The organism is Pseudoalteromonas sp. TAB23 (assembly GCF_000498075.1).
Lineage (GTDB): Bacteria > Pseudomonadota > Gammaproteobacteria > Enterobacterales > Alteromonadaceae > Pseudoalteromonas > Pseudoalteromonas arctica.
Genome location: NZ_AUTP01000299.1, coordinates 1 through 24,333, shown reverse-complemented (window position 1 = coordinate 24,333; position 24,333 = coordinate 1). Strand labels below are relative to the sequence as shown.

The following is a 24,333-nucleotide window of genomic DNA, read 5'->3' as shown; positions in this document are numbered from 1 at the left end:
AGCCGCTATGGCAACGTCTGGTTGGTGGACAGGTTATGCGCTTTTAGGTGCAATTCCATTTTATATGGCTGATATCCCCTCGCTCGACTGGCCACAAATTTATTACTTTTTAGCTGCTGTAATGCTGCTGCTAATGAGTGGAGCATTGTTTGCAAAAGAGCCTGAATCAAATAGAGAAGCGGTACATGCCGAGCTTGAACGTGTGTACCTTGAAAAACTGTCCTCTACAAAACAAACCCCTCTTACAAAAACTGTTGCGTGGCTCGCGGTAACCGTTATTGATCCCTTTAGAGCTTTTTTTACTAAAAATGGCGTTAAAACGGCACTGGCATTACTTGCGTTTATTTTCTTATTTAAAATAGGCGAAGCGTTTTTAGGGCGAATGTCGATTGTTTTTTATAAAGAAATTGGTTTTAGCAATAGCGATATAGCTACATTTTCAAAGGTAGGTACTGCCGTACTTACAATCATATTTACCTTTGTTGGCAGTTTATTTAATCAAAAATATGGCATTGTTAAGGGTTTATTTGTTAGTGGCATTGCGATGGCGGCCTCAAACTTAGCCTTTTCGTGGATTGCTTTAGTTGGCCCTGATTTAAGACTGTATGCCTTTGCTATTGTTATTGATGGGTTTACGCAAGCATGGTCGCTGGTCGCTATGGTGGCCTTTATATCGATGTTATGCGATAGAGCATTTAGTGCAACACACTATGCATTACTGGCGTCATTAGGGAATTTAGGACGAACGTTACTTTCGAGCTACAGTGGTGTAGTAATTGATGATTGGTTAATGGGAAATTGGTCGCTGTTCTTTGTTTTAACAGCCTTGATGGTTATACCTTCGCTGATATTTTTATACCTGATTAGGCATAAATTATATGAGCTTGAGAAAAATTATCATAAAAATATTTAATGCATCCCTGCATTAACATATTGCTTAGCACTATCAAGTGCCCCTTAAAGTGTACTAAGCAATGTTTGAGTTAATCTACTTTTAGCAAGCTAAGTGCTTCATGTGGATCAACTTCTAGAGCTGTACAATAACGAACAAACTCAATCACATCTAAACGGCGTTCTTGATTTTCAATCTTGCCGATAAACGAATGAGGCGTTCCCAGCACTTGTGCTAGGCTTCGCATTGTATGACCCTTTTCGTGGCGCTTACTTTTAAGCCACTTTGTTAGCTTTGCATTTTCTTCAGAAGAAACTGTTTTGCCCATCATTTTACATCTCCTACTAGATGATTTGACGTACCTATTAAAGCAGTAGTCTCTATCAATAGCTGTAGGCAAGTAAGCAGTCATACCATATTTTCAATAGCAAGCTATTGCTTAACAAAGCATGTGTTGCTACTCACTCCACCAATATAGCTAAAAAACTACGCTAATAATGTGGTAAAGATTTGTTTTTATTGAGAATGAAATTTTGCCCGTCTCATTCTTGGATACATTATATACTATTAACACTTTGGTTAAATAACTAATTACATACTCGGTACAAATATGAACACGAGTGAATATTTATAAACGCTGAATATTGACCTAAGTACTCAAAAAGTATTAATAAATTAATTTCTAGTTATAAAATATTTAAATGAATTTTTATAACAATTTTGTTCCAATTTATCGTCACATGTTTATGATTAAGCAATAATTAGCACCAAAAAGGCCGAATAATGTTCAGACTTCTTTTTTTATTACCGATTGTGTTGTGCTTGGGTTGGTACTTTTTTTTGCGCCACAACGGCGTACCAATTAAGCAAGGAAAAAAAGGCTTTATATACATTTTAGCGTTTTCTGCTTTTGTACTTGGGTTTTTTGTATTGATAATGCAAATAACCGAATATGCCCCAACCGATTTGTAGGCATTAAAAAAGCCGCAAAAGCGGCTTCATTCTATTTAGCGTTTGGCTGTTAAACGCTAAAGCTTGCACCACAACCACAGGTTGTTGTTGCATTAGGATTAGATACAAAAAAGCGTGCGCCTTCTAATCCTTCAGTGTAATCAACTTCACCGTCAACCAAATATTGAATGCTCATTGGATCGATAACGAGTGTTACACCATTTTTTACAATTTCTAAATCGCCAGGATTCGCTTTTTCATCAAAAGTAAAACCATATTGAAAACCAGAACAACCACCACCTGTTACATAAACACGCAGTTTTAAATCTGGATTTTCTTCTTCGTCGATTAACTGTTTAACGCGAACAGCAGCTGCATCGCTGAACTTAATTGGTAATTCTTCAGACATTTTAAAACCCTCAATATCGCAATGGCGTGATTATCTAATACCCGAGTGTTTTAATCAAGTATAGTAAAACAACTCTTTACTCTAAGTTATACCTATAAATTAGTAAAAAAGTGGCTAAACATTAGCTCACTAAAATAATACTTAAGCAAACTAAAAGCGACCCTTGTAAACTATAAATTCATTAAAAATTTTAGTTATAAAAAATAGGTCTTAATCTTTACTGCAAATTGTTAATATAAGTTACGAAAAATTCAAAATCACAAGGACTTAACTAAACTCTTTTGCTAAAATGCTGCTGAAAAATGCGGCGAGGAAATAATGCATGTGGCTTGAGCAACTCAGGCGTCGACTGGCAAAACCTAAAACATCTGTACAATTATGCTTATTAGGCGTAGTTGCCGGATTAATTGCTGCATTTTTTATTATTTTATTTCGCTTAACTATTTTGTTTTTTCAAAGCTTATTTTTGGAAACACCTGACGACTTTACTACCCTACCCACTCTTGAACGCGTTTTAATGCCATTAATAGCCGCATTTTTAATTGCGTGCTTTGCTGCATTTACTGGCTTTAAACATTACCGTTTAGGCATTCCTTTTGTTATTCATCGTATTAAACGCCATTACGGGCAAATGCCTTTATACAATACGGTTAATCAATTTGTTGGTGGCGCACTTGCACTCATTAGCGGTTTTTCGGTTGGCCGAGAAGGGCCTTCCGTACATATGGGCGCAACAGGTGCGAGTATTTTAGCGGATAAACTACATTTACCGCATAACGCCATGCGTACTTTAAGTGGTTGCGGCGTTGCAGCAGGTATAGCCGCTTCGTTTAATACCCCACTTGCAGCCGTTATTTTTGTAATGGAAGTGGTACTTCGAGAATATAAAGTACACATATTTGTGCCAATCATGCTTGCTGCTGTTACTGGTGCACTCGCTACGCAGTTTGTTTTTGGTGAAGGCTCTGAACTTGCACTCATTACAATAGCGCCATTAAGTGGTTGGCATTACCCTTATTTAATATTATGCGGTATGGCGCTGGGCGCTATAGCATTTAGCTTTAATCAAAATTTAATGCTAATTATTAAAACATTTAAACCTTTAAGTATGTTTCCTCGTTTACTAATCGCAGGCTGTATTGCCAGCTTGATAGCTTACGCGGTGCCTCATGCTATGGGTTCTGGTATGAGTGCGATTACTATCGCGGTTGAATCGCCTGATAACGTAAAGCTGCTTACTACCATTTTAATAGCAAAACTACTTGCCACATTGTTTGCTATTGGTTTGGGTATTCCGGGCGGTTTAATTGGTCCGGTAATTGGGCTTGGTGTATTAATTGGGACATTAATGGCCTTTTTTGCTCAATATATTAGCCCGGGTACTGATATTGCGGGTACGTATGGGGTTTTAGGTATGGCTGGATTATTAGCGGCTACACTGCATGCACCACTTGCTGCATTAACAACAGTAATGGAGCTTACATCATCACCTGAAATAATCGTTCCTGCGATGATAGTTATAACCACTGCATATGTAACTGCATTACAATTTTTTGGAAATCGCTCCATATTTTTGCAGCAATTAGATTTTCAGGGATTGCCGTACCATGTATCTCCCGCTACCGAAGCATTACAAAAAGTGGGAATAATGGATGATATGGATGAAGACTTTAAATTGCTTTACTCAGACGATAAAGAGCAAATAAAAAATACGCTTGATGCCATGGATAGCCAAACACCCTTGATTGTTTTTGACGAAGAAAATGGCTATCGCCTCGCTGAATACGATTTAACGCTAATGTCTGATGAAGCAATAAATATAAATTACATTAGCTTGCAGGGCATCAGCAGCCAAGCCACCCTAGCCGATGCATTCGATATACTAAAAGATAAAAGAAGTGGCGCGCTTTACGTTTATAACCTTTTAGATAATCAACAAATTATGGGGCTATTACGCTGGGATCAAATTCATCATATTTTAACCATTCGTAACAGCTTACTTTAAGCAATAAGGACTATTATGAGCGCATTATTGATTTATAAAACACTCCACATATTTTTTATGATTGCGTGGTTTGCCGGTATTTTTTACTTGCCTCGATTATTTGTATATCACGCAATGAGCGAAGAAAGATCATGTAACTCTATGCTTAAAGTTATGGAGCGCAGGTTACTTTATTTCGTAACCCCATTTGCTGTTTTAACGGCTGTATTTGGTGTGTTAACCATTGTTGAATATGGTCGTGATTGGTTTAAATACAGTATGTGGCTACATTACAAACTTGTACTGGTAATTATTTTATACCTATACCACGGCTACTGTTTTAAGTTATTAAGTGACTTTAAACATGACCGAAACACTAAAACAGACCGCTTTTACCGTATTTTTAATGAGCTCCCTGTTATTGCGCTGCTCATCATTGTGGCACTTGCGGTAATAAAACCTAATTTATAAGCGTTTCGGTGCATGTTAAACTGCGCTGCAATTTACAATACTTGCTATAACACGCGCGATTGCGTGCTCCATTTATGGATTATCGCGCCCATTTGATTGATTAGGAATTACCCCATGTTAAGTTTCCAAGGCGAACATATACTGTCTGTAAATCAGCTAGACAGAGACTGCATTGAACGTATTTTTGCAGTAGCTAAAAAAATGGAGCCTTATGCTAAAAAACAAAAGCAAACAACGGTGCTTAAAGGCGCTATTTTAGCTAATTTGTTTTTTGAACCAAGTACTCGCACGCGAGTTAGCTTTGGTACAGCCTTTAACTTACTAGGCGGTGGTGTACGTGAAACTACAGGTATGCAAAGCTCAGCGCTTGCAAAAGGTGAATCACTTTACGATACCGCGCGCGTTATTTCAGCTTACGCCGATGCTGTTGCTATGCGCCACCCCGATGCAGGCTCAGTAAGTGAATTTGCTGATGGCTGTACTGTGCCAGTTATTAATGGCGGCGACGGCCCAAATGAGCACCCGACTCAAGCATTACTTGATTTATTAACCATTGAGCGTGAATTACACCGTTTTGATCAAAATATTGATGGCATGCATATAGCGCTTGTGGGTGATTTAAAATATGGTCGCACAGTGCATTCTCTATCAAAGCTATTGTGCCATTATAAAAACGTAAAGTTTTCGATGGTCGCGCCTGATGGCCTACAAATGCCAACGAGCATTTTAGATGCCGTAGAAAATGCAGGACACAAAATTGAGCTAGTAAACAAGATGGAAGGTAATTTAGCCNCACGTATTCAAGAAGAGCGTTTTCCTTCACAAGAAGAAGCAAATAAATACCGTGGCGGTTTTAGAATTAGCCAATCTATTTACAGCGCTCATTGCAAACCTAACTCTGTGTTAATGCATCCGTTACCACGTGATAGTCGCTTAGAAGCCAACGAGCTTGATAACGACTTAAACAGTAACGACAATTTAGCAATATTCCGCCAAGTACAAAATGGCGTATTAATTCGTATGGCACTGTTTGCTTTAACACTCGGCGTAGAAAATAAAGTCGATAAGTATGAAGTGGACGTACCTTGGTTTAGCCGCAAACGCGACAGCTAAACCCTCTTTAAGTGACAATTTATAGGATTTTTCATGACAATTAGCCAAGACTTATTTGAACGCGCTCAAGCCTCTATTCCAGGTGGCGTAAACTCGCCAGTTCGTGCTTTTAATGGTGTAGGCGGTACGCCGCTATTTATTACAAAAGCAGAAGGCGCGTTTACATTTGATGCCGACGGTAATCGTTACATTGATTATGTTGGCTCTTGGGGGCCTATGATCATGGGCCATAACCACCCTGCAATTAAACAAGCCGTGCACGAAGCAGTAGAAAATGGCCTTAGCTATGGCGCGCCAACTGAAGCCGAAATACTAATGGCTGAAAAAGTAAAAGAGCTGGTTCCATCAATCGAAAAAGTACGCATGGTTAGCTCAGGCACTGAAGCAACAATGAGTGCAATTCGTTTAGCACGTGGCTTTACCGGCCGCGATAAAATATTAAAATTTGAAGGTTGTTACCACGGCCATGCTGACTCGTTATTAGTTAAGGCAGGCTCTGGTGCACTAACAATGGGCGTACCTAATTCTCCTGGTATTCCTGAGGACTTTGCTAAGCATACACTTACTGTATCGTTTAATAACCTAGATGAAGTAAAAGCTATTTTTGCAAAATACGCTGACGAAATTGCCTGTATTATTGTAGAGCCAGTAGCCGGTAACATGAACTGCATTCCACCAGTGCCTGGCTTTTTAGAAGGTTTGCGTGATGTGTGTGACGAATATAAATCAGTACTTATTTTTGATGAAGTAATGACGGGTTTTCGTGTTGCACTTGGCGGCGCTCAAGCGTATTACAACATTAAACCAGACCTTACGTGTTTAGGTAAAGTCATTGGCGGCGGCATGCCTGTTGGCGCATTTGGTGGTAAAACCGAAATAATGGATTACATTGCGCCTGTGGGCCCTGTTTACCAAGCGGGTACTCTTTCTGGTAACCCTATTGCGATGGCTGCAGGTTTAAAGTCACTTGAGCTATTATGTGAGCCAGGTCTACACGATAAGTTAGAAGCAACGTCTAAAGCAATTTGTGAAGGCTTTGAAGCTGGCGCTAAAAAAGCAGGCATTGCATTAACAACTAATTATGCTGGCGGCATGTATGGATTCTTTTTTACCGATGCTGAAAAAGTAACGACATACAAACAAGCTACTGAATGCGACCTAGGGCGCTTCAAACGTTTTTTCCACCTTATGCTTGAAGAAGGTGTGTACCTTGCTCCATCAGCATTTGAAGCTGGTTTTGTATGTGCTGCGCATACTGAGCAAGAAGTAAAAGAAACAATAGCGGCAGCAGAACGCTCGTTTGCTAAACTTTAAGTTAAAATTACTTTTTATATTTTATAAGCACTTGTTTTTACAGTGTGTAATTAAGACTAAAGATTGAAAAAAGCCCGAAAGGGCTTTTTTTATTTGTAAAGTACTATAAATGAATGATAATTAAGCATAACAAGGTCTATTCACCTTTACCCTAATTACAAAAATACAAGAGAGCCTTATGTCAGGATTACGCCAATTTTCTTTTCCCGCTATCCAGCTAATGGCAAATTTAAAATACAAAACTAAAATCAGCTTAATGTTTGGAATTTTACTCGTTCCTCTTGCACTTAGTTTGTTTTTTTTAGTCTCATTATTAAGTGAAAGTATCGCTGTTTCAAAAATGCAGCAACAAGGTTTAAAAGGCTACAGGTCAATACTCTCAAATCAAATGCAGGGGGAAGCAAATCAAAATATAAAAATTGCTCGCTCACTCGGTTTTGATATAAAAGACGATCAAGCAAATGATGTACTTGAACTTGTTTCTATCCAGTCTAACTTAGCATTAGATAGCCAGTTAGCTAGTGCTTACGTAAACCGCTCTTTAGTCACACCAATTCCTGCACTTATAATGCAAATAAACTCGACAGCGCAAAGCGCAAACACTGTTTTGGCAAGTAATCGTTTTACGCCAGATACGTTTATAGCACTTTCAAATTTTAGTAAATCACTGCCTTTATATGAAAAACAACTCGATAAAATACTCAATGTAGCCACCAATGCAGACAAGTCAGTAAATAAAGCGCTCATGCCCTCGTTAGATAATTTACACAGTGCTGTTGGTGCATTTAAAAAAGCGATAGATGAAAAACTACTTGAGCCAGACGATATTTTATTAACTCAATCAGAATTTACTAAACTAACAAACAATGTTCACAGCAGTATTAATCAACTTGTTAGTAAGAGTATTCCAACGCTTGAGAGCCTTATTGAAGCAAAACTACAAACTCAACAGTGGACTCGAAATCTTGTTTTAGCTGCTTCATTAATTAGTTTGTTATTTGCATTTTATTTGATGATTGGTTTTTATTTTGCAGTTGTTGATACCATTAATCGCTTTGCTGATGCAGCGAATAGAGCCGCGAATGGCGACTTAAATGCCACTATCGATTCGAGCACTAATGATGAAATGGGAATTATTGCATCGCGCTACAACGCATTACTTAATGCATTTTCACATTTATTAATTGATGTTAAAGCAAGTACAGAAGAGCTATGCGGCGCAACTAAATCGCTATCACATGCGAGTAGCCAAACAAGCAATGATGTTTCAAAACAGCAAATCCGAGTAAATGCCATTTATAATGCACTAAGCGAAATGGCTCAAAACGCACTTGCAGTTGAAGAGTCAGCCCATCAAGCAACGCTTACCGCGCAAGATGCTGCTGCGCATGTAAAACAAGGTTCAGACAATACAATGGAGCTTGCTAAATATATGCAAGATCTACAAATTGAATTTGCAGAGAGCCAACAAGCGCTCGATAAGCTAGCACAAGATAGCCAAGAAATTAGCAAAGTTAGCAAAGGTATTAGTGAGATAGCCGATCAAACAAACTTGCTTGCACTAAATGCCGCTATTGAAGCTGCACGAGCTGGCGAGCATGGCCGAGGCTTTGCCGTTGTAGCTGATGAAGTAAGAACTCTTGCTCAGCGTACACAAACACAAACACAAGAAATTCACCAAATTATTAGCTCCTTACAACAAGCATCTGACGACACTCAGCAAAAAATGCGTTCAAGTGTTGAAAAAATGGAGCAATCGGTAAAAGCAGCCAATCAAACCAATGAAGTATTGCAAAGCGCAGAGCAAAGTATGGGCGACATTAAACATCAAGGTGAAGTTATTGCAGAGCGTGTTAAACAGCAGTCAAATGCGACAACACAGGCATTGAATGATTCGCAAGAGGTGAGCAATTTAGCAGATCAAACGCTAACATCAGCTCAATCAACGCTGCAAGATGCACAGCAGCTAAGTCGCTTATCTAATGATTTAACCAAATCAATGCAGTTTTTTAAATCTTAAGCGTTAACTACAACTCACAAAAAAGCCGCTAAATAAGCGGCTTTGTTGTTTAAAGTAATCTTAAATTAACGAATACATTGTGGTCTTGGCTCGAACTCACTCGCTCTAAGCGGTAGCTGAATCACCTTGCCACATCCTGGTGGTGCCTGCTTACCCGTTTGCTCATTTACAAATGCCCAGCGTATTGATGGTGGACGCGTATCAGCTATTGCTTGTGGGTTAAGTGGCTTTAAGTAACGAATATACGCTTCTAATGCGCCTACGCTGCCTGTTAACCCCGTGCTTTTGTTGTCGTCTCGACCAAGCCACGCAACAGTCACTGTATTTTGATCAAAGCCTGCAAACCAACTATCACGTAAATCGTTACTAGTTCCTGTTTTACCTGCTAGTTGGATTGATGGGAAGTGTAAATTTAAGCGTTTAGCAGTGCCGTCTTTCGTTACGCGTTTCATCGCGTATTTAGTCATATACATTGCAGATTTATCAAAACGAGGCTCTGCATTTACTTTATGCTTATAAAGTACTTTACCAACCGAGTCAGTTAATGCCGAAATTGCAGTGAGCTTTTTATATTCGCCATCTGCAGCAATTGTCGTATAAAGCTGAGCAACTTCAAAACTCGACATTTCAACAGCCCCTAAAAGCAACGATGGGTATTCGTTTATCGCCCCTTTAGCGCCTAATCCTTTTAGTGTTTTCGCAACTTTATCAACACCTACATCGAGGCCTAAATTAACCGCTGGAATATTAATACTGTTACTAAATGCTTTGTAAAGAGGGATTGCACCACGGTATTGATGATCAAAGTTTTCTGGTTGCCACACTTTTCCCTGCTCATTTGTAACCTGTACTGGCGAGTCATCAAGCAAAGTAGCTAAATTATAATGTGGTAATTGCAATGCGGTTAAATACACAGCAGGTTTTACCAGCGAGCCAATATTACGTTTTGTATCTAAAACACGGTTAAACCCTGAATAACGAACATCGCGCCCTGCAACAAGTGCAGATACACCGCCCTTTTCTACATTAACAGAGATCATGGCTGCTTCTAGTTTTTCGGTTCTAGGACGATTTTCCAGGTACGGTAAGCTCTTTTCAATAGACTCTTCCATTGCTGTTTGCTTTTGTAAGTCAAAATAAGTAAACACTCTTACGCCAGCATCAAGTGTTTGCTGATCTGGCAATAATTCATTTAGTTCTCTGTTTACTAACTCTAAATAACCTGGATATGATTTTTGTAAACTCGCTTTCATTGGCGCAATATCAATTGGGCGATTAAGCGATGCACGGTACTCTTTTGTGCTAAGTAGCTTGTTTTCAACCATAAGGCGAAGCACTAAGTCTCGGCGCTCCATTGTGCGCTCTTTATAGCGACGTGGATTGTAATAAGATGGACCTTTTACCATTGCCACCAGCAAAGCAATTTGATCGTACTCAAGCTCATCTACCGGCTTTGAAAAGTAAAAGTCAGCAGCAAGCCCCATACCGTGCACACCTTGGTTGTATGACTGCCCTAGGTATACTTCATTTAAGTAAGCTTCTAATATCTGATCTTTTGAATAACGATAATCTAAAATAAGGGCAATAAAGGCCTCATTTATTTTTCGTACTAAAGAACGCTCACGTGTTAGGTAAATATTTTTAGCTAACTGCTGAGTAAGCGTACTACCACCTTGAACGGTGCGCCCCGCTTTAATATTAGAATAAAGCGCGCGTAAAATAGAAAACACTGATACACCATGATGTTCGTAAAAATCACGGTCTTCAACCACCAATAGCGTATCTTTTAGCATTGCTGGAAACTTATCTAGTGGTACAAATTCTCTATCTTGTTTAGAGTCATTACCAATACGCGCTATTTGCACAGGCTCTAGACGGGCAGAGTTTAAACGTCTGCCAAATTTATCTTTAATGGTCGCAACTTTTTGCCCTGCAAAGCGAAGTTCAATAATATGTGATTCTTCAAGGCCATCATAAAATTCAAAATCACGACGATAAATCTTGATGCTATCTGCTGTTTTAACAAACTGCCCTGTGCGGCTTAATCTATTAACCGATGAATAATTTAAACGCTCTAGCTCAAACACTACTTCCTGGCTTGATAAAAATTGCCCCGGATAAAACTCCATAGAACGAGCATACACTTGCGCTGGAAGTTGCCATTTATTACCTTCAAATATACGCGTTGTTTTTGAATCTAAATAAATGAAATACATTGCCATTGCAATAAAAACAGCCAAGCTTAGTTTCCAAAACACTGACCATGTTTTTCTCATAAAAGAGCGTTTAACAGTGGTTTCCACTGTTTTTTTACTGCCCTTTGAGGTGCTTTTTTTTGTCTTGCTTGACGATTTACTTGCACGTTTAACTGCAGGTTTACTGGTAGGTGTTTTTTTATTGTCGGCCATTTAAGTGTAATTTATTCCAAGGGTTATTCACGAGTGTGAGCTTAGCATATTGGATATATCGTAACATCCGAAAAGTTAACCCCCCCTGAAACAAAAAAAGCCCTACCGGAGTAGGGCTTTGTGTAAACACACTATTATTTAAATAAACTATTAGCTATTTCGAACAGAAACAAACTCTGGGTAGGCTTCAATACCACAATCGTGTTGATCCATACCGTTTAGTTCTTCTTCTTCGGTTACTCGTATACCCATTGTTTTGTTAAGCACAGTCCAAACAATAAATGATGCTACAAATACAAAGGCAAGAATACATACTAGACCCGTTAACTGATTAACAAAGCTTGCGTCACCATTGGTTAGCGGTACTAACATAATACCTAATGCGCCACACGTACCATGAACAGAGATAGCACCCACTGGATCGTCAATCTTAACTTTATCAAGTGCTATGATACTAAATATAACAAGTGCACCACCAAGTAGACCAAGTAGACATGCCATTAATGGTGATGGTGATAGAGGGTCTGCTGTTATAACAACTAAGCCAGCTAATGCACCATTTAAGACCATTGTTAAATCTGATTTACCCCAAAGTACTTTACATACAAACAGTGCTGCAATAGCACCCATTGCAGCTGCTGCATTGGTGTTAAGTAATATTTGGCCTACTGCAGTTGCGTTTTCTTTATCCGAAAGTAGTAATTGAGAACCACCGTTAAAGCCAAACCAACCCATCCATAAAATAAATGTACCTAGTGTAGCAAGTGGTAAGTTTGAACCTGGAATTGGGTATATTTCACCGTTCTTACCATATTTACCTTTACGAGCACCTAGGATTAATACACCAGCTAGTGCAGCTGCTGCACCTGCGCCATGCACAATTGCAGAACCTGCAAAATCAACAAAGCCCATTTCAGATAAGAAACCACCACCCCATGTCCAGTAACCTTCAATAGGGTAAATAAAACCAGTTAGTACTACAGCAAAACCTAGGAAAGCCCACAGTTTCATACGCTCAGCAACAGCACCCGATACAATCGACATAGCGGTTGCAACAAATACTACTTGGAAGAAAAAGTCAGATTCTAAAGAATGGTCAGCATCGGCAGCTTGTGTACCAATTAAAGCGCCTATTGAAGGAATAAAACCACCTTCGGCATTGTCTACATACATAATGTTGTAGCCAACTAATAAAAACATCGTACATGCAATTGAATATAGCGCGACATTTTTAGTTAAAATTTCAGCTGTGTTTTTAGAGCGAACTAAGCCCGCCTCTAACATGGCAAAACCTGCTGCCATCCACATTACTAATATACCTGATATTAAAAAATAGAAGGTATCGAGTGAAAACTTTAGTTCTATTATTGTATTTTCCATGAGACCCCCTTAAATTGCTTCTTCGTCAAGTTCGCCAGTACGGATACGAACAATTTGATCCAAGTCGTACACGAAAATTTTACCGTCACCAATTTTACCTGTTGATGCAATTTTAGTGATTGCTTCAACAACGCGTTGACAATTTTCAGTACGAGTTGCAATTTCAAGTTTGATCTTAGGAATAAAATCTACTTGGTATTCTGCACCACGATATAACTCAGTATGACCTCGTTGACGTCCAAAACCTTTAACATCAACTACTGTCATCCCCTCAATTCCTAAATCAGCGAGTGCTTCACGCACGTCGTCTAATTTAAATGGTTTTATGATTGCACTAATCATTTTCATAGCGGCCCCCTCGGACTCTTTATTGTTATCCTATTGGGTTAAACAATCCAACCTTTGTGCCACTATTTTATATCAATTAAAAACAGCCACTTAGTAAAAAATACAAACTCAAGATCAAAAAAAACGCACCAATTAGGTGCGTTAATTTAACAAGTCAGCTACATTGGTGCGTGCTATATCTCTATATATTTATCACGTACCTAGTTTTGTTTAAGAAGGGTTATACCACGCAGTTTCTGCCTTGGTTTTTAGCTTCGTATAATGCTTTGTCAGCAACACGCATAGCCTGCGTTAGACTAGTGTCTTGAAAGTCAGCCAAGCCTATACTGGTGGTAATTTTAATTGATTTATCGCTAATAGAAAAATCGTAACTAGCCATCTTTTTCCTAAATGCTTCAAAGTATTCACGACCGCGTTCTAGCTCTATTTCTGGTAATATTATGGCAAACTCTTCTCCGCCAACCCGTGCAACCGTAAACTTTGAAAACGTAGATCGTATTAATGAACCAACCTGCTTTAAAGCCTGATCGCCGCCTTCATGGCCTAATGTATCGTTAATGTTTTTGAAAAAGTCGATATCAAGCAATGCCAAAGTATTTTTCTGGTTTTTACTTTTAAGGAGCTTTTCTGCATATTGATAAAAGTAGCGTCGGTTATGAAGCCCTGTTAAGTGATCCCTATGTGCGCTTTCTTTAATATCTGAAATTAACGACAGTTGCTCCATTGTTTGAAGTACTCGACAATGAAACTCTTCATTCATAAATGGCTTTGTTAAAAAGTCATTGGCGCCATATTTAATAAATCGTGCTGATAGGCCATGCTTCCCCGCGCCCGACAAGCCAATAATTGCTAAGTCGTCTCGGCCTCTAAAATTACGTACCGCTTTGACAAGTTCAAAGCCATCCATAGAGGGCATAGCATAGTCGGTCATAAGTAGCTTTATATCAGGGTTAGCTTTTAATATTTCGAGTGCTTGTTGTCCATCATGGGCATCTGTTACATCAAACAATTGCTTTTCTAGCATTTGCTTCATTAAAGAGCGACTTAGTAATGAGTCATCTGCTATTAGTGCTTTACAGCCTTGATTTCTGAGTAATTGCGCAACGAGCTTAACGGCATAATGGTAAGAATCGCGATTATCTTTAATAACATAATCAACTACGCCCAATTCAAGCATTTGTTGGCGCTTGTACTCATCTATTTTTGAGGTTAAAACAACCGTAGGAATTTTTTTAGATAAAGTATATTTTGCAACTTCACCGTGCGGAGCATCTGGCAAAGTTAAATCAACTAACGCAAGCGTATAATCGTGCTTTTCTACGAACGTAGCGCATTCTGCTAAAGACCAAGCAAAATCAATTGCTACATCAAGGTATTGTGCAGTTAAGTGGCGAAGCACCTGCTGCACTACTTTACTGTCTTCAACCACTAATACTCTTTGCATAAAGCTTCTCTTTACCTTTAATTAATTTTGTAACAAAACGACAAATACAACGCTATTACTGCAATAGCATTAGTCATAAACATCCGGTGTAGAGTGCACTTATGTGCTTGAAAGCGTAATCCATTAGATTTTTTTGGTGATAGCCTGTATATAAAATCAATACAAGTAGGCCCGCAATATACCTGAATTCTGTGATTAACTAAATAAAGAAACCAAATCCCAAATAACTATAAAAGTGGTTAGCGTGCGTCTCTAAGCGCATTAATACCTTACTTAACTAGTATTATCGGCCACTAGTCTCAATACTTTTGTTATTTAACTCATTAATGTCTTTAATGGTGTATCAACAATAATAAGGACACCTAATGAAGCTTAGCCGTATTATCAGTTTACCGATAACTGTTATTGCATTAATAATCAGTACAAGCACGCTTGCCGATAACCAACGTCGTATTGATGTAGACAGCAAAGTTGTTACTCAACATAAAGCTAAAATCAACGGTCAACGCTTTAATTACACCGTTGCCACAGGCACACAACCTGTATGGGATGATAAAGGCGACGCGGTTGCGACATTGCAATACACCTACTATACACGCGACAAAGTTGACGACAGGACAACTCGCCCATTACTTATTTCATTTAATGGCGGGCCAGGTTCGGCTTCTGTATGGATGCACCTTGCTTATACTGGCCCTCGCGTATTAAAAATTGATGACGAAGGCTATCCAATTCAACCTTATGGCGTAAAAGACAACCCATATTCTGTACTTGATATTGCCGATATTGTTTACGTAAACCCTGTAAATACAGGCTACTCTCGCGTACTTGAAAACGAAAAAGGCGAACTTCCTTCTAAAGTAAAACAAAAAGAGCTATTTTTTGGTGTTAATGCCGATATTAAATACCTTGCTGAGTGGTTAAATACTTTTGTAAATAGAGCTGAGCGCTGGCGATCGCCTAAATTTTTAATTGGTGAAAGCTACGGTACAACACGTGTATCAGGCCTAGCTCATGAGCTTCAAAATAGTCAATGGATGTACATAAACGGTGTTGTTCTCGTATCACCTACTGATATTGGTATTAAGCGCGACGGCCCGATTAAAGCCGCTAACCGCCTACCTTACTTTGCAGCGACTGCTTGGTATCACAAAGCACTTAAAGCCGATTTACAAGCTAAAGATCTAGATGAGTTATTACCTGAAGTTGAAGAGTTTACTGTAAACGAGTTAATCCCAGCGCTTGCTAAGGGTGGCTTTATTAATGCTGAAGAAAAACGTCGAATTATTACAAAAATGGCACACTACGCTGGCTTATCAGAAAAGTTTGTTGAACAAAATAACTTGGATATTCCAACTCGATTTTTCTGGAAAGAGCTACTACGTGAACGTGGTCAAACTGTGGGTCGCTTAGATTCTCGTTATTTAGGAATAGATAAACGAGGCGCGGGTGAATCCCCAGACTACTGGGCTGAACTTACCTCTTGGTTACACTCTTTCACTCCTGCAATTAATCACTACTTACGTGAAGAGTTAAACTATAAAACAGATGTAAAATATAATTTATTTGGTAATGTTCACCCATGGGATAGAACCGGTAATAATACGGGTGAAAATCTTCGTTTAGCAATGGCGCAAAACCCTTACTTAAACGTGATGATTCAATCAGGATACTTTGATGGTGCAACCAATTACTTTGACGCTAAATATACGTTATGGCAATTAGACCCAAGCGGTAAAATGAAAGACCGTTTGAGCTTTAAGGGCTACAGAAGTGGACACATGATGTACCTTCGCCACGCTGACTTAGAAAGCTCTAATAACGATTTACGTGACTTTATACAGGACGCTTTACCTAAGAAAGGGGAAGCGGCTAAATACTAAAATATTTAAAACATAAAATGGCTCTTTATGAGCCATTTTTTATGTGCGTTTTTCATATCGTAAACAATAGCTTTTAAGTTGCGTTACTACATCGTTGAAGCAGGTCTCGAGACTTTGCATTTCATTGTTATCAATAGATTCATTTTCTGCATACGTTTCGATCTGCTGGCATATATCAGCCAGTTTAATAGCCCCTACCGATTTTGACGACGACTTTAAGGCATGGGCCTGAAAAGCCAAATCAACATAATTTTTACTCTTAGCATACGCATTAGCTAATTTAATTTGCTCCCCTGCCGTTTGTAAAAACGCATTAAACACCATGCAGTGCACAGTAGGATCATCACCAAGCATTGCTTTTAATAACGAGATATCTAGTTGATCAAAACTATCTGAAGCTATATTTTCACCATCAGATTTTTCTGATCGCGTGTTGACCACTGTTTGAGAGTGCTCCATCAATAACGACTTTAATTTAACAAGCTCAATGGGCTTGGTTAAAAAGCCGTTCATTCCACAATCATAACAATTATCTATATTATTTTTGGTAATGTTGGCCGTAATTGCAATTATAATAAGTTTATCAAAATGAGTGTTTTCGCGTATTTTTTTGGCTAACCCTAACCCATCGAGTAAAGGCATTTGAATGTCGGTTAACAAAATATCAAAATGGTTACTTTGCAGAGTTTCCCAGGCTTGTTCCCCATTACTTACAAAAGTAGAACACACTCCAAGCATGGTTAATTGCTGTTTTAATACTTGCTGATTTGTAACCTGATCTTCTGCCACTAAAACCTCAAGCGTAGGAAGAGTTACTGTATCTAAGCTTTGCAGTATTATTTGAGGTACTTGCACTTGTGCTGGCAAGTCAGTTTGCTCAAAGCTGTTAAAGTTTAGTGTAAAACAAGAACCTTTGTGCTGCTCACTTTGCGCGCTTAAAGACCCCTGCATAAGCTCTACCAGCTGCTTAGTTATCACTAAACCAATACCCGTACCGTTCACTTTACTGGTTTCAGCTCCTAAACGGTCAAAAGGTTTAAATAAGCGAGAAATGTCATCTGGAGCAAATCCACATCCGGTGTCTGTTACATCTATTTCGCATTGTTTATTACTTAACACCCGGCAATTTATATTAATGCTGCCATTTGGTTTGTTGTATTTAATCGCATTTGAAAGCAAGTTAAGCATCACTTGTTTAAAGCGGCGCTGATCAATATAAATACTCAACCCTTCTAAGGACTCGAAACCTTGGGTATGCAGTGTTATTGATTGCCCTTTAACAAGCTCAGTGACGAGCTCTACTGACTCCTCTAATATGCTTTTAATAGGCACATAAGAAAAACTAAACTGCATATTACCCGACTCAATAGCCGTTAAATCAAGTACATCGTCTATAAGTAATAGTAAATGTTCTCCAGCTTGATAAATACTTTTCGCGTTTTCTTTTTGTACTTTATTAGCACTCTCATCATATCCATACAGCTGGGCTAAGCCTAAAATTGCATTTAATGGGGTTCTTAATTCGTGGCTCATACTGGCCATAAAATCTGACTTTGCTTTACTTGCTGACTCAGCTTGAATTCGTAATACATTTAATTTTTGATGGTTATTAGCAACCTCATCAACCATGTTATTAAATGCACTTATTACACTGCCCACTTCGTTTTGTTGTTGTTTATCTATGTGGCAGTCAAAGTCACCTTTGGCTAAACGTGAAAACCCCCCTTTTAACGTCCTCAAAGGCGATGTAACCCTGTAATCCACCAGCCAAGCTAAACCTATAAAAACGATAACTAAAATAATAAATTGTATATATATTAAGGTGTAATGAAGTTTTGAAGATTCGTTTATTTCATTCGTAAAATTAACAACCAAGCTAATATTAGCCAGCGGTTTATCTAAAAACACCACCTGCTGAGATAACAACATGTCGCCGTTTCCATTTGCTCCAACCCAATTTTCAAGCGGGTATAATTGGTTTTTTGAATCAACATCAACAATTTTAATACTTTTCCAGTTAGGGCGAGTTTGGAGTTGGCTGTCTATTTCTTCATATAGCTCTGCATACTGCCTAGTTAACAACGGAGTCGTTATAGAAGTCGATAACTGCGCTAAAGAACGCTGAGCAGCCTTTGAAAGCCCATCGTTTACCCAACGCGCTTGTTCAGGTAATGCGTAAAACATAAAAAGACAGGCCATAAGCAAGCCACAAAGCGATACAACAATAAAGCTTTGCGCCCTTAAACTACGAAACCCTCTAATTTTCAACATAAAATGAGCGCAAGCCCCACTGAGTTAACTGCTGATACTCTGCTAAAGTTGCAATACTAGGTTTAATAATTGGGATACCTGCAAGCAAATGTTTATGCTCTGCGCTTTGGCCAATATCTAAAATAGCTTGTTGCACTTTTAACTGTATTGTAGGGTCAACCCTTGGGTGGGCTACAATTGGATGGCGACTAATTTCACGCGTTTTATAAAGAATTTTAAGCTTATTTTGCAAGCTTTCTGGTTGTTGTTTAAAGGTGCCCATTACACCACCGCCCGCCATTGTTGAATGCAGTGCTACATTTAAATATACCGAAGGGTGGGTTTGAACATATACAGGCTTTATTGTTAGCCCATACAACAACGCTAAGTCGGCTCTCATTAATAATGACGCACCTAATGCATTAGGTGCAGGGAATGCTATTTCGGCGCCCTCTAGTTGGCTTAAATTATCAATACCACTATTTTTATTTACGAGCAAAATACCTTGCAGCTTTCGCCCTGCATCTTTTATTAGTGGCAAATACCCCTGTTTTTCATATGCTACAACACTGTGCCATGGGTTCATGTATGCAAAGTCGTACTCGCCATTAGCAAAGGCTTTTTCAAATACAGGAATAGACTCAACTGTAATTAGCTTTATTGTTACTCCTGTTTGCTTACTTACTTGCTTTAACAAAGGTTGCCAAATAGCATTTAGCTTTTGCGGCTCATATTGCGGCACTACACCAAAGGTATATTCTTGAGCAAATAAGAGTGAACTGTGCATAAAACATAATATAGCCACTAAATACTTCATCAATTCTCCAAATAATAGCGTGTCATTATTGCTTAAGCGTAGTTAAAGACTACTCAACACACCATAAAATTATTATATATTCGATATTTAGCACTGACCGGCTTTGATTACAGGTAGTTTTGGTGTGTATTTTTTATGTGTGAGCATTTGGTGCAAATTCATAAATGTGTTGTAAGTACTTTTCAATCCGACCTTATTGCTTAGCCAAGTAGGTATTGACCCATCAGGCAAAGCATATACTTGGTATTCAATATCAAGGCGGCCTTTATCCTCACTAAGTAGCCAGCGAGCATTTAAAGTAGTAATTCTTATAACACCATCATTTTGGGGCAGCTCATTAGGGCGCGCATTAATAAGCAATTGGCTTTTATTTGCAGTTAACTGTGAATAACAAGAATGAGTAATGCTATCTCTATCTCTAACAGGCCAAGGAGAATTAAAATAACTGTACACTAAATTTTCTGATGGGCTTATGTGCTGAATAACCTTTACCTGAGATACATTTTCGAGCCATTGGGGTGCGGCATCGGTATCGCTAAGTAACTCTAAAAACTCATTGGTGGATACACCTTTCACGCTCATCTGCGCTTTCACTTCAAAGGTATTATCACTGTGGCTTTGATAATACACACTTACGCCATTTTTGTTTTTATACAAATGCCATGTTGGCTCAGCGTAAGAGTTAAAACTAACTGATAAAAGAATAACGAATAAGCACTTTTGCAACTGAATTTTATTACAAAAGTGCATCATTTATTTTTGCCAGTAAGGTTCTATGTCAAATGAAGCAAGGCGACTTTGCTCCATCGCACTCACCAAATATTCAGACTTTTGCTCAAGCCATGATTGGATTTTAGCAAGCTGTTCGTCTTCTTGCCCGGCACATAACTGCTTTAAATACTCAAGCGTGCTTAACTCATAAATACCATGAGAAATATCAAGCCAAGGCAATCTAAACTCTAAGCGTTCTTCTTTATCAAATAACGATCCTAAGCAGTTACCGCTCAGTAAACTATTTTCAAGTTGAGTGCGCAGGTTTAAATACGAAGCGACATCGAGTGTTTGTTCTTTTGGGAGCAGTTCGTGCAGATTTTTCCAGTCTTTATTAAAAAGCCTACTCGCAATGGAAGACACGTTTTGCTCAGCCGCTTGAAGCTCTATTTGCCCCCAATCTTTACGCCACTGTTTATCAATTAACCACGTAGTTAACGACAGTAATAAACGATTATAACGCGCGCTATGAAACAGTGCATTTATATCGTTAATGCTTGGCTGTAACTCTTTTAAATCACCAATGACTTGAGTAAGTGCTGGAGCTGCATTAATTTTTTTATAAAAAGCATGGCGTTTAGACGTGTACGTTTTTAATTGAATCGCGTTTTCTACCCACGCTAATTCGCTTAATAACCATTTAAGCTCTGTACGTAAATGTTCTGTACTTTCTTTGGATACTATATCGTCGTACAGCCAAAAAGTATGGCGTATTAGGCTAATGCCGTCAGTTACGCGTTTAAGCGTTTTTAAACTTGGCTTATCGAAATAGCATTGCTCATGCTTTTGCACAAAGCGAATGCCAAAGTTCATGGCTTCAACTAAAGCACGCTCTTGGGTAGTCGACTTTGGTAATTGAACAAAACCAATAGATTTGCTTGGTGTTAAAGGTTTTTCATCTGCAAGGCGATAACCACGCGCGGCCTTAGAGTATAATCCTAAACGGATACAGTTCTGGCTAACCAGTACATCTGCAAACGCAAACAACTCATTACGACTGCCCTCAACAAGCTCAATTTCAAGCTCGCTAATAATTTCAATTTTACCCGAAGCCGCAATTTCACCTTTATCGAGTACAACTTCAATTTTAGCGCCACTTTCGGTTTCAATTAACCAAGTACGACGAATAAAGTTAGTACTAAATATTGGATACAAGTTTTTTGAGATTGCGCTTATTTGCATGCCATGAGGCCAAATATCAGCATCAAACGCCATTAAATTAGGGCGACTTGATTCAATTGGTAAATTGTACTCTGGACGTTGGTGTAAACCACCTACAACTTCACCTGCAAGCTTTATAGTTTGCTCGCATTTGCTGTCAGAACAGCGAGTTCTGAAGCCAATGTCAAGCCCTCTAAGCTCTCGGCTTGGCGTGTCGTAGTATGCATTTTGTAAGCTGCGTGACGGTTTATTCTTCACCGTTTTTGCAAATTGAGTAATTAACGAGGGGATCAGTGGAATAACGGCATCTGATACCAAAAATTTCAGTTCTATCTCAGTATCCATTCGGTTTGCGGATTACCTTTAAAATAAATAAGTGCTCAAAATAAACAAAGCACACTAACAATGCAAATTTTTTAGCCTTATTTTAGTGCCTGTTGACCTTTGTGGATTAAAATTCGTTCTATCTAGAGGCAATTTAATCGCGGGGCGAGATTTGTAACCTAGTGGGCTAGGTAACTGCTACTGGGTTACAATATCAGTCTTGCTATTGAGCTATTTAATCCATACTATCTAACTACTTATGTGAAATGAAAATCACGTTCATAACGGACGCAGTTAGATCAACAAGGTAGATAAATGCTAAAACATTGTTTATTAGGGCTACTTTTAACAGCCACCACATTTATGAGTTATGCAGAAGAAGCAAAACCTGCAAATTCAACTAATGCAAACACCGCTTATATTATCGATAATTTATATACTTTTATGCGCTCTGGTGCGAGTAAGAATTATCGACTACTCGGCTCTGTAGATGCTGGAACAAAGTTAACCTTGTTATCTGCTGAAGAAAACGGCTTTATAAAAATTAAAGATGATAAAGACCGCGAAGGTTGGATAGAAACTAAGTTTGTTACCAAAACGGCAGGCTTACACCAACAGTACAAAACACTAAGTAGCGAAATGAGCACTATGCAAGAAAACCTGCGCCAAGCTCAAATAGAACTTCCGCAGCTACAAGAGCAAAACCAAACTTTAACTGATCAAAACCTGCAGTTATCGGCCCAAATTACTAAGCTTAAAACGACACTAGAACAAGAGCGCACCCAAAAGGAAGCTGCTAGCTCAAAAGAGAAACGTCAGCTACTTACTTACGGTGGTGCTATTGCGTTTTTAGGCCTGTTTTTAGGTATTATATTAACGATAGTGTTGTCACGTCGTAAACGCTACGAAGGCTGGGCATAACCTTCCTTTCTATAGAATACAAAAAGCCGCTTTATAGCTGTCTCTTATACACAAATCCCTGCTAAGAAATTAGCGGGGATTTTTTTGAACTAAATCTCAATGTCATGATCAGATCTTCAAATCTTGTTTGAGGGCACATTATGATTAACGAACATACTCATTGGGCAAAACAACAATTCGGTAAATCGGACTTAGGTGATCCAAGAAGAACAGCGCGTCTGGTAAAGTTAGCATCAACGCTTGCAAATGAACCAGGAAAACCACTTGTGAACATCACTCAATCCCCCGCCNGATATGGAAGGTGCCTACCGCTTTATTCGCAACGAGAATATTGACGCAACGGCTATAGCAGAGTCAGGCTTTAAAGCCACGGTTGAACAAGCAAAAAGTCATAACTTATTGCTCGCATTAGAAGACACGACCACACTAATTTATAAACATTCCTCCATTCGAGATGATTTGGGTCATGTCGGACGAGGAGCAAAACAACGAGGCTTGTTAGCTCATAGCGTATTACTGTTTGCGCCAGACACAAAGCAAGTTGTGGGATTAATTGAACAGTCTCGCTGGAGTCGTGATATCAACACGATTGGAAAAAGAGAAAAACACGCGACGACTTCTTACGAAGAAAAAGAAAGTTACAAGTGGGAGTCAGCGTCACGAGCGATGGCAGAGCGGCTGCAAGGACAAATGGCGAACGTGATATCGGTGTGTGACCGCGAAGCGGACATCTACGAATACTTGCAGTATAAACTGACCGAGCAGCAACGATTCGTCGTACGCTCGATGCAAAGTCGTCATATTGAAGAAGGTGAGGATAAGCTCTATGCGTTCGCAAGCGAGCTGATGAGTGCAGGCACCAAACACATCCACATTGCACAAAAAGGAGGAAGAAAAGCCCGAAGCGCAACACTGGATATCACCTATGCGCCAGTGACACTCAAAGCGCCTTACAATAAGAAAGGACGCTCCCTACCAGTTTACTATGTCGGCTGTGCAGAGCGAGGAAACGCTGAGAACGGCTTAAGCTGGCACCTATTAACCAGTGAACCAGTCACCAGCAAAGAAGACGCCTTAGCTATCATCACCTACTATGAGCACCGTTGGCTTGTAGAGGAATACCATAAAGTCTGGAAAAGTGATGGCACGGATATCGAAAGTTTACGCCTTCAAAGCCAAGATAACATGGAAAGATTGGTGACGATTAATGGCTTTATTGCGACGCGAATATTGCAACTAAAGTTCACCAATGAGCAGCCTGATTCTCCAAGTTGTGAACAACTGTTATCTCCCAAAGCATGGAAGTTATTGTGGTTAAAGAGAATAAAAACACCATTGCCTGAAACTGCTCCAAATATGTCATGGGCGTATCAGGAACTGGCAAAGTTAGGAGGCTGGAAAGATACCAAGCGCACAGGGCGTGCATCTGTGAAAGTGTTATGGCAAGGATGGCTTAAGTTACAAGCCATCCT

At 39.1% G+C, this 24,333-nt stretch carries 18 protein-coding genes and 2 pseudogenes (1 of these 20 only partly in view); 10 read left to right on the top strand and 10 right to left on the bottom strand.

All coding sequences use genetic code 11. From position 1 onward, the window contains the following. Nucleotides 1-913, top strand: a pseudogene (locus L654_RS01000000126425) (MFS transporter); it begins 475 nt to the left of the window's first position. A 70-nt stretch (nucleotides 914-983) separates the two neighbouring features. Here the strand turns inward: L654_RS01000000126425 and L654_RS0118800 are convergent. After that, nucleotides 984-1,223, bottom strand: a complete 240-nt coding sequence (locus tag L654_RS0118800; RefSeq protein WP_007584874.1) for a helix-turn-helix transcriptional regulator — start codon at nucleotides 1,221-1,223, stop codon at nucleotides 984-986. Between the two features lie 452 nt (nucleotides 1,224-1,675). On the opposite strand from L654_RS0118800, the gene L654_RS0118795 reads away from it, so the two are divergent. Beyond that, the gene (locus L654_RS0118795) at nucleotides 1,676-1,864 is read left to right on the top strand and encodes a hypothetical protein (protein ID WP_010555198.1); all 189 of its coding nucleotides are present in this window, start codon (nucleotides 1,676-1,678) and stop codon (nucleotides 1,862-1,864) included. Nucleotides 1,865-1,913: 49 nt separating this feature from the next. Here the strand turns inward: L654_RS0118795 and erpA are convergent, their stop codons facing one another. Then, nucleotides 1,914-2,252, bottom strand: a complete 339-nt coding sequence (erpA, locus tag L654_RS0118790) for an iron-sulfur cluster insertion protein ErpA (RefSeq protein ID WP_002958911.1) — start codon at nucleotides 2,250-2,252, stop codon at nucleotides 1,914-1,916. 322 nt (nucleotides 2,253-2,574) lie between these two features. On the opposite strand from erpA, the gene L654_RS0118785 reads away from it, so the two are divergent. From L654_RS0118785 to L654_RS0118765, 5 genes are all read left to right on the top strand, one after another. Then, a complete protein-coding gene (locus tag L654_RS0118785) occupies nucleotides 2,575-4,257 on the top strand; it encodes a chloride channel protein (protein ID WP_007584866.1) in 1,683 nt (560 codons plus the stop codon). A 15-nt stretch (nucleotides 4,258-4,272) separates the two neighbouring features. Next, the gene (locus L654_RS0118780; RefSeq protein WP_007584864.1) at nucleotides 4,273-4,707 is read left to right on the top strand and encodes a CopD family protein; all 435 of its coding nucleotides are present in this window, start codon (nucleotides 4,273-4,275) and stop codon (nucleotides 4,705-4,707) included. Nucleotides 4,708-4,821: 114 nt separating this feature from the next. Further along, nucleotides 4,822-5,820, top strand: a complete 999-nt coding sequence (locus L654_RS0118775; protein WP_024608760.1) for an aspartate carbamoyltransferase — start codon at nucleotides 4,822-4,824, stop codon at nucleotides 5,818-5,820. 33 nt (nucleotides 5,821-5,853) lie between these two features. Continuing rightward, nucleotides 5,854-7,134, top strand: a complete 1,281-nt coding sequence (gene hemL / locus L654_RS0118770; RefSeq protein WP_024608759.1) for a glutamate-1-semialdehyde 2,1-aminomutase — start codon at nucleotides 5,854-5,856, stop codon at nucleotides 7,132-7,134. Between the two features lie 178 nt (nucleotides 7,135-7,312). After that, on the top strand, nucleotides 7,313-9,154 hold the full coding sequence (locus tag L654_RS0118765; RefSeq protein ID WP_024608758.1) for a methyl-accepting chemotaxis protein: 1,842 nt from the start codon (nucleotides 7,313-7,315) through the stop codon (nucleotides 9,152-9,154). A 65-nt stretch (nucleotides 9,155-9,219) separates the two neighbouring features. On the opposite strand, the gene mrcB is transcribed toward L654_RS0118765, so the two are convergent. From mrcB to L654_RS0118745, 4 genes are all read right to left on the bottom strand, one after another. Then, nucleotides 9,220-11,562, bottom strand: coding sequence for a penicillin-binding protein 1B (gene mrcB / locus L654_RS0118760; protein WP_024608757.1), 2,343 nt, complete (start codon nucleotides 11,560-11,562; stop codon nucleotides 9,220-9,222). Nucleotides 11,563-11,712: 150 nt separating this feature from the next. Beyond that, the gene (locus tag L654_RS0118755) at nucleotides 11,713-12,942 is read right to left on the bottom strand and encodes an ammonium transporter (protein ID WP_010555509.1); all 1,230 of its coding nucleotides are present in this window, start codon (nucleotides 12,940-12,942) and stop codon (nucleotides 11,713-11,715) included. Between the two features lie 9 nt (nucleotides 12,943-12,951). Continuing rightward, a complete protein-coding gene (locus L654_RS0118750; RefSeq protein WP_004587162.1) occupies nucleotides 12,952-13,290 on the bottom strand; it encodes a P-II family nitrogen regulator in 339 nt (112 codons plus the stop codon). A 220-nt stretch (nucleotides 13,291-13,510) separates the two neighbouring features. Further along, nucleotides 13,511-14,734 carry a response regulator gene (locus L654_RS0118745; protein ID WP_024589291.1) on the bottom strand — a complete coding sequence of 408 codons (1,224 nt, stop codon included), beginning with the start codon at nucleotides 14,732-14,734 and terminating at the stop codon, nucleotides 13,511-13,513. Between the two features lie 365 nt (nucleotides 14,735-15,099). Between L654_RS0118745 and L654_RS0118740 the strand changes: the two genes are divergently transcribed. Continuing rightward, nucleotides 15,100-16,617, top strand: a complete 1,518-nt coding sequence (locus tag L654_RS0118740; RefSeq protein WP_024608756.1) for a carboxypeptidase — start codon at nucleotides 15,100-15,102, stop codon at nucleotides 16,615-16,617. Between the two features lie 39 nt (nucleotides 16,618-16,656). Here the strand turns inward: L654_RS0118740 and L654_RS0118735 are convergent, their stop codons facing one another. The 4 genes from L654_RS0118735 to L654_RS0118720 all read right to left on the bottom strand — a co-directional run bounded on the left by L654_RS0118735 (nucleotide 16,657) and on the right by L654_RS0118720 (nucleotide 21,961). Beyond that, complete coding sequence (locus L654_RS0118735) at nucleotides 16,657-18,801, bottom strand: ATP-binding protein (RefSeq protein WP_225305781.1); 2,145 nt, start codon at nucleotides 18,799-18,801, stop codon at nucleotides 16,657-16,659. A gap of 73 nt (nucleotides 18,802-18,874) precedes the next feature. Beyond that, nucleotides 18,875-19,684 (bottom strand): phosphate/phosphite/phosphonate ABC transporter substrate-binding protein, encoded by an 810-nt coding sequence (locus L654_RS0118730; RefSeq protein ID WP_024608754.1) that lies wholly within the window; start codon nucleotides 19,682-19,684, stop codon nucleotides 18,875-18,877. Nucleotides 19,685-19,771: 87 nt separating this feature from the next. Continuing rightward, a complete protein-coding gene (locus tag L654_RS0118725) occupies nucleotides 19,772-20,437 on the bottom strand; it encodes an START domain-containing protein (protein WP_010555504.1) in 666 nt (221 codons plus the stop codon). After that, nucleotides 20,438-21,961, bottom strand: coding sequence for a CYTH and CHAD domain-containing protein (locus L654_RS0118720; RefSeq protein WP_024608753.1), 1,524 nt, complete (start codon nucleotides 21,959-21,961; stop codon nucleotides 20,438-20,440). A 294-nt stretch (nucleotides 21,962-22,255) separates the two neighbouring features. On the opposite strand from L654_RS0118720, the gene L654_RS0118715 reads away from it, so the two are divergent. Together L654_RS0118715 and L654_RS01000000126420 are read left to right on the top strand one after the other, a co-directional pair. Continuing rightward, nucleotides 22,256-22,861 (top strand): TIGR04211 family SH3 domain-containing protein, encoded by a 606-nt coding sequence (locus tag L654_RS0118715; protein ID WP_007584830.1) that lies wholly within the window; start codon nucleotides 22,256-22,258, stop codon nucleotides 22,859-22,861. A 140-nt stretch (nucleotides 22,862-23,001) separates the two neighbouring features. Further along, nucleotides 23,002-24,333: pseudogene (locus L654_RS01000000126420) on the top strand (IS4 family transposase); the annotation flags it as partial.

Bases quoted from the DNA above. Each gene is read 5' to 3' on its own strand.
- L654_RS0118800 (WP_007584874.1), bottom strand. From the start codon at position 1,223: ATGATGGGCAAAACAGTTTCTTCTGAAGAAAATGCAAAGCTAACAAAG.
- L654_RS0118795 (WP_010555198.1), top strand. From the start codon at position 1,676: ATGTTCAGACTTCTTTTTTTATTACCGATTGTGTTGTGCTTGGGTTGG.
- erpA (WP_002958911.1), bottom strand. From the start codon at position 2,252: ATGTCTGAAGAATTACCAATTAAGTTCAGCGATGCAGCTGCTGTTCGC.
- L654_RS0118785 (WP_007584866.1), top strand. From the start codon at position 2,575: ATGTGGCTTGAGCAACTCAGGCGTCGACTGGCAAAACCTAAAACATCT.
- L654_RS0118780 (WP_007584864.1), top strand. From the start codon at position 4,273: ATGAGCGCATTATTGATTTATAAAACACTCCACATATTTTTTATGATT.
- hemL (WP_024608759.1), top strand. From the start codon at position 5,854: ATGACAATTAGCCAAGACTTATTTGAACGCGCTCAAGCCTCTATTCCA.
- L654_RS0118765 (WP_024608758.1), top strand. From the start codon at position 7,313: ATGTCAGGATTACGCCAATTTTCTTTTCCCGCTATCCAGCTAATGGCA.
- mrcB (WP_024608757.1), bottom strand. From the start codon at position 11,562: ATGGCCGACAATAAAAAAACACCTACCAGTAAACCTGCAGTTAAACGT.
- L654_RS0118755 (WP_010555509.1), bottom strand. From the start codon at position 12,942: ATGGAAAATACAATAATAGAACTAAAGTTTTCACTCGATACCTTCTAT.
- L654_RS0118750 (WP_004587162.1), bottom strand. From the start codon at position 13,290: ATGAAAATGATTAGTGCAATCATAAAACCATTTAAATTAGACGACGTG.
- L654_RS0118745 (WP_024589291.1), bottom strand. From the start codon at position 14,734: ATGCAAAGAGTATTAGTGGTTGAAGACAGTAAAGTAGTGCAGCAGGTG.
- L654_RS0118740 (WP_024608756.1), top strand. From the start codon at position 15,100: ATGAAGCTTAGCCGTATTATCAGTTTACCGATAACTGTTATTGCATTA.
- L654_RS0118735 (WP_225305781.1), bottom strand. From the start codon at position 18,801: ATGTTTTACGCATTACCTGAACAAGCGCGTTGGGTAAACGATGGGCTT.
- L654_RS0118730 (WP_024608754.1), bottom strand. From the start codon at position 19,684: ATGAAGTATTTAGTGGCTATATTATGTTTTATGCACAGTTCACTCTTA.
- L654_RS0118725 (WP_010555504.1), bottom strand. From the start codon at position 20,437: ATGATGCACTTTTGTAATAAAATTCAGTTGCAAAAGTGCTTATTCGTT.
- L654_RS0118720 (WP_024608753.1), bottom strand. From the start codon at position 21,961: ATGGATACTGAGATAGAACTGAAATTTTTGGTATCAGATGCCGTTATT.
- L654_RS0118715 (WP_007584830.1), top strand. From the start codon at position 22,256: ATGCTAAAACATTGTTTATTAGGGCTACTTTTAACAGCCACCACATTT.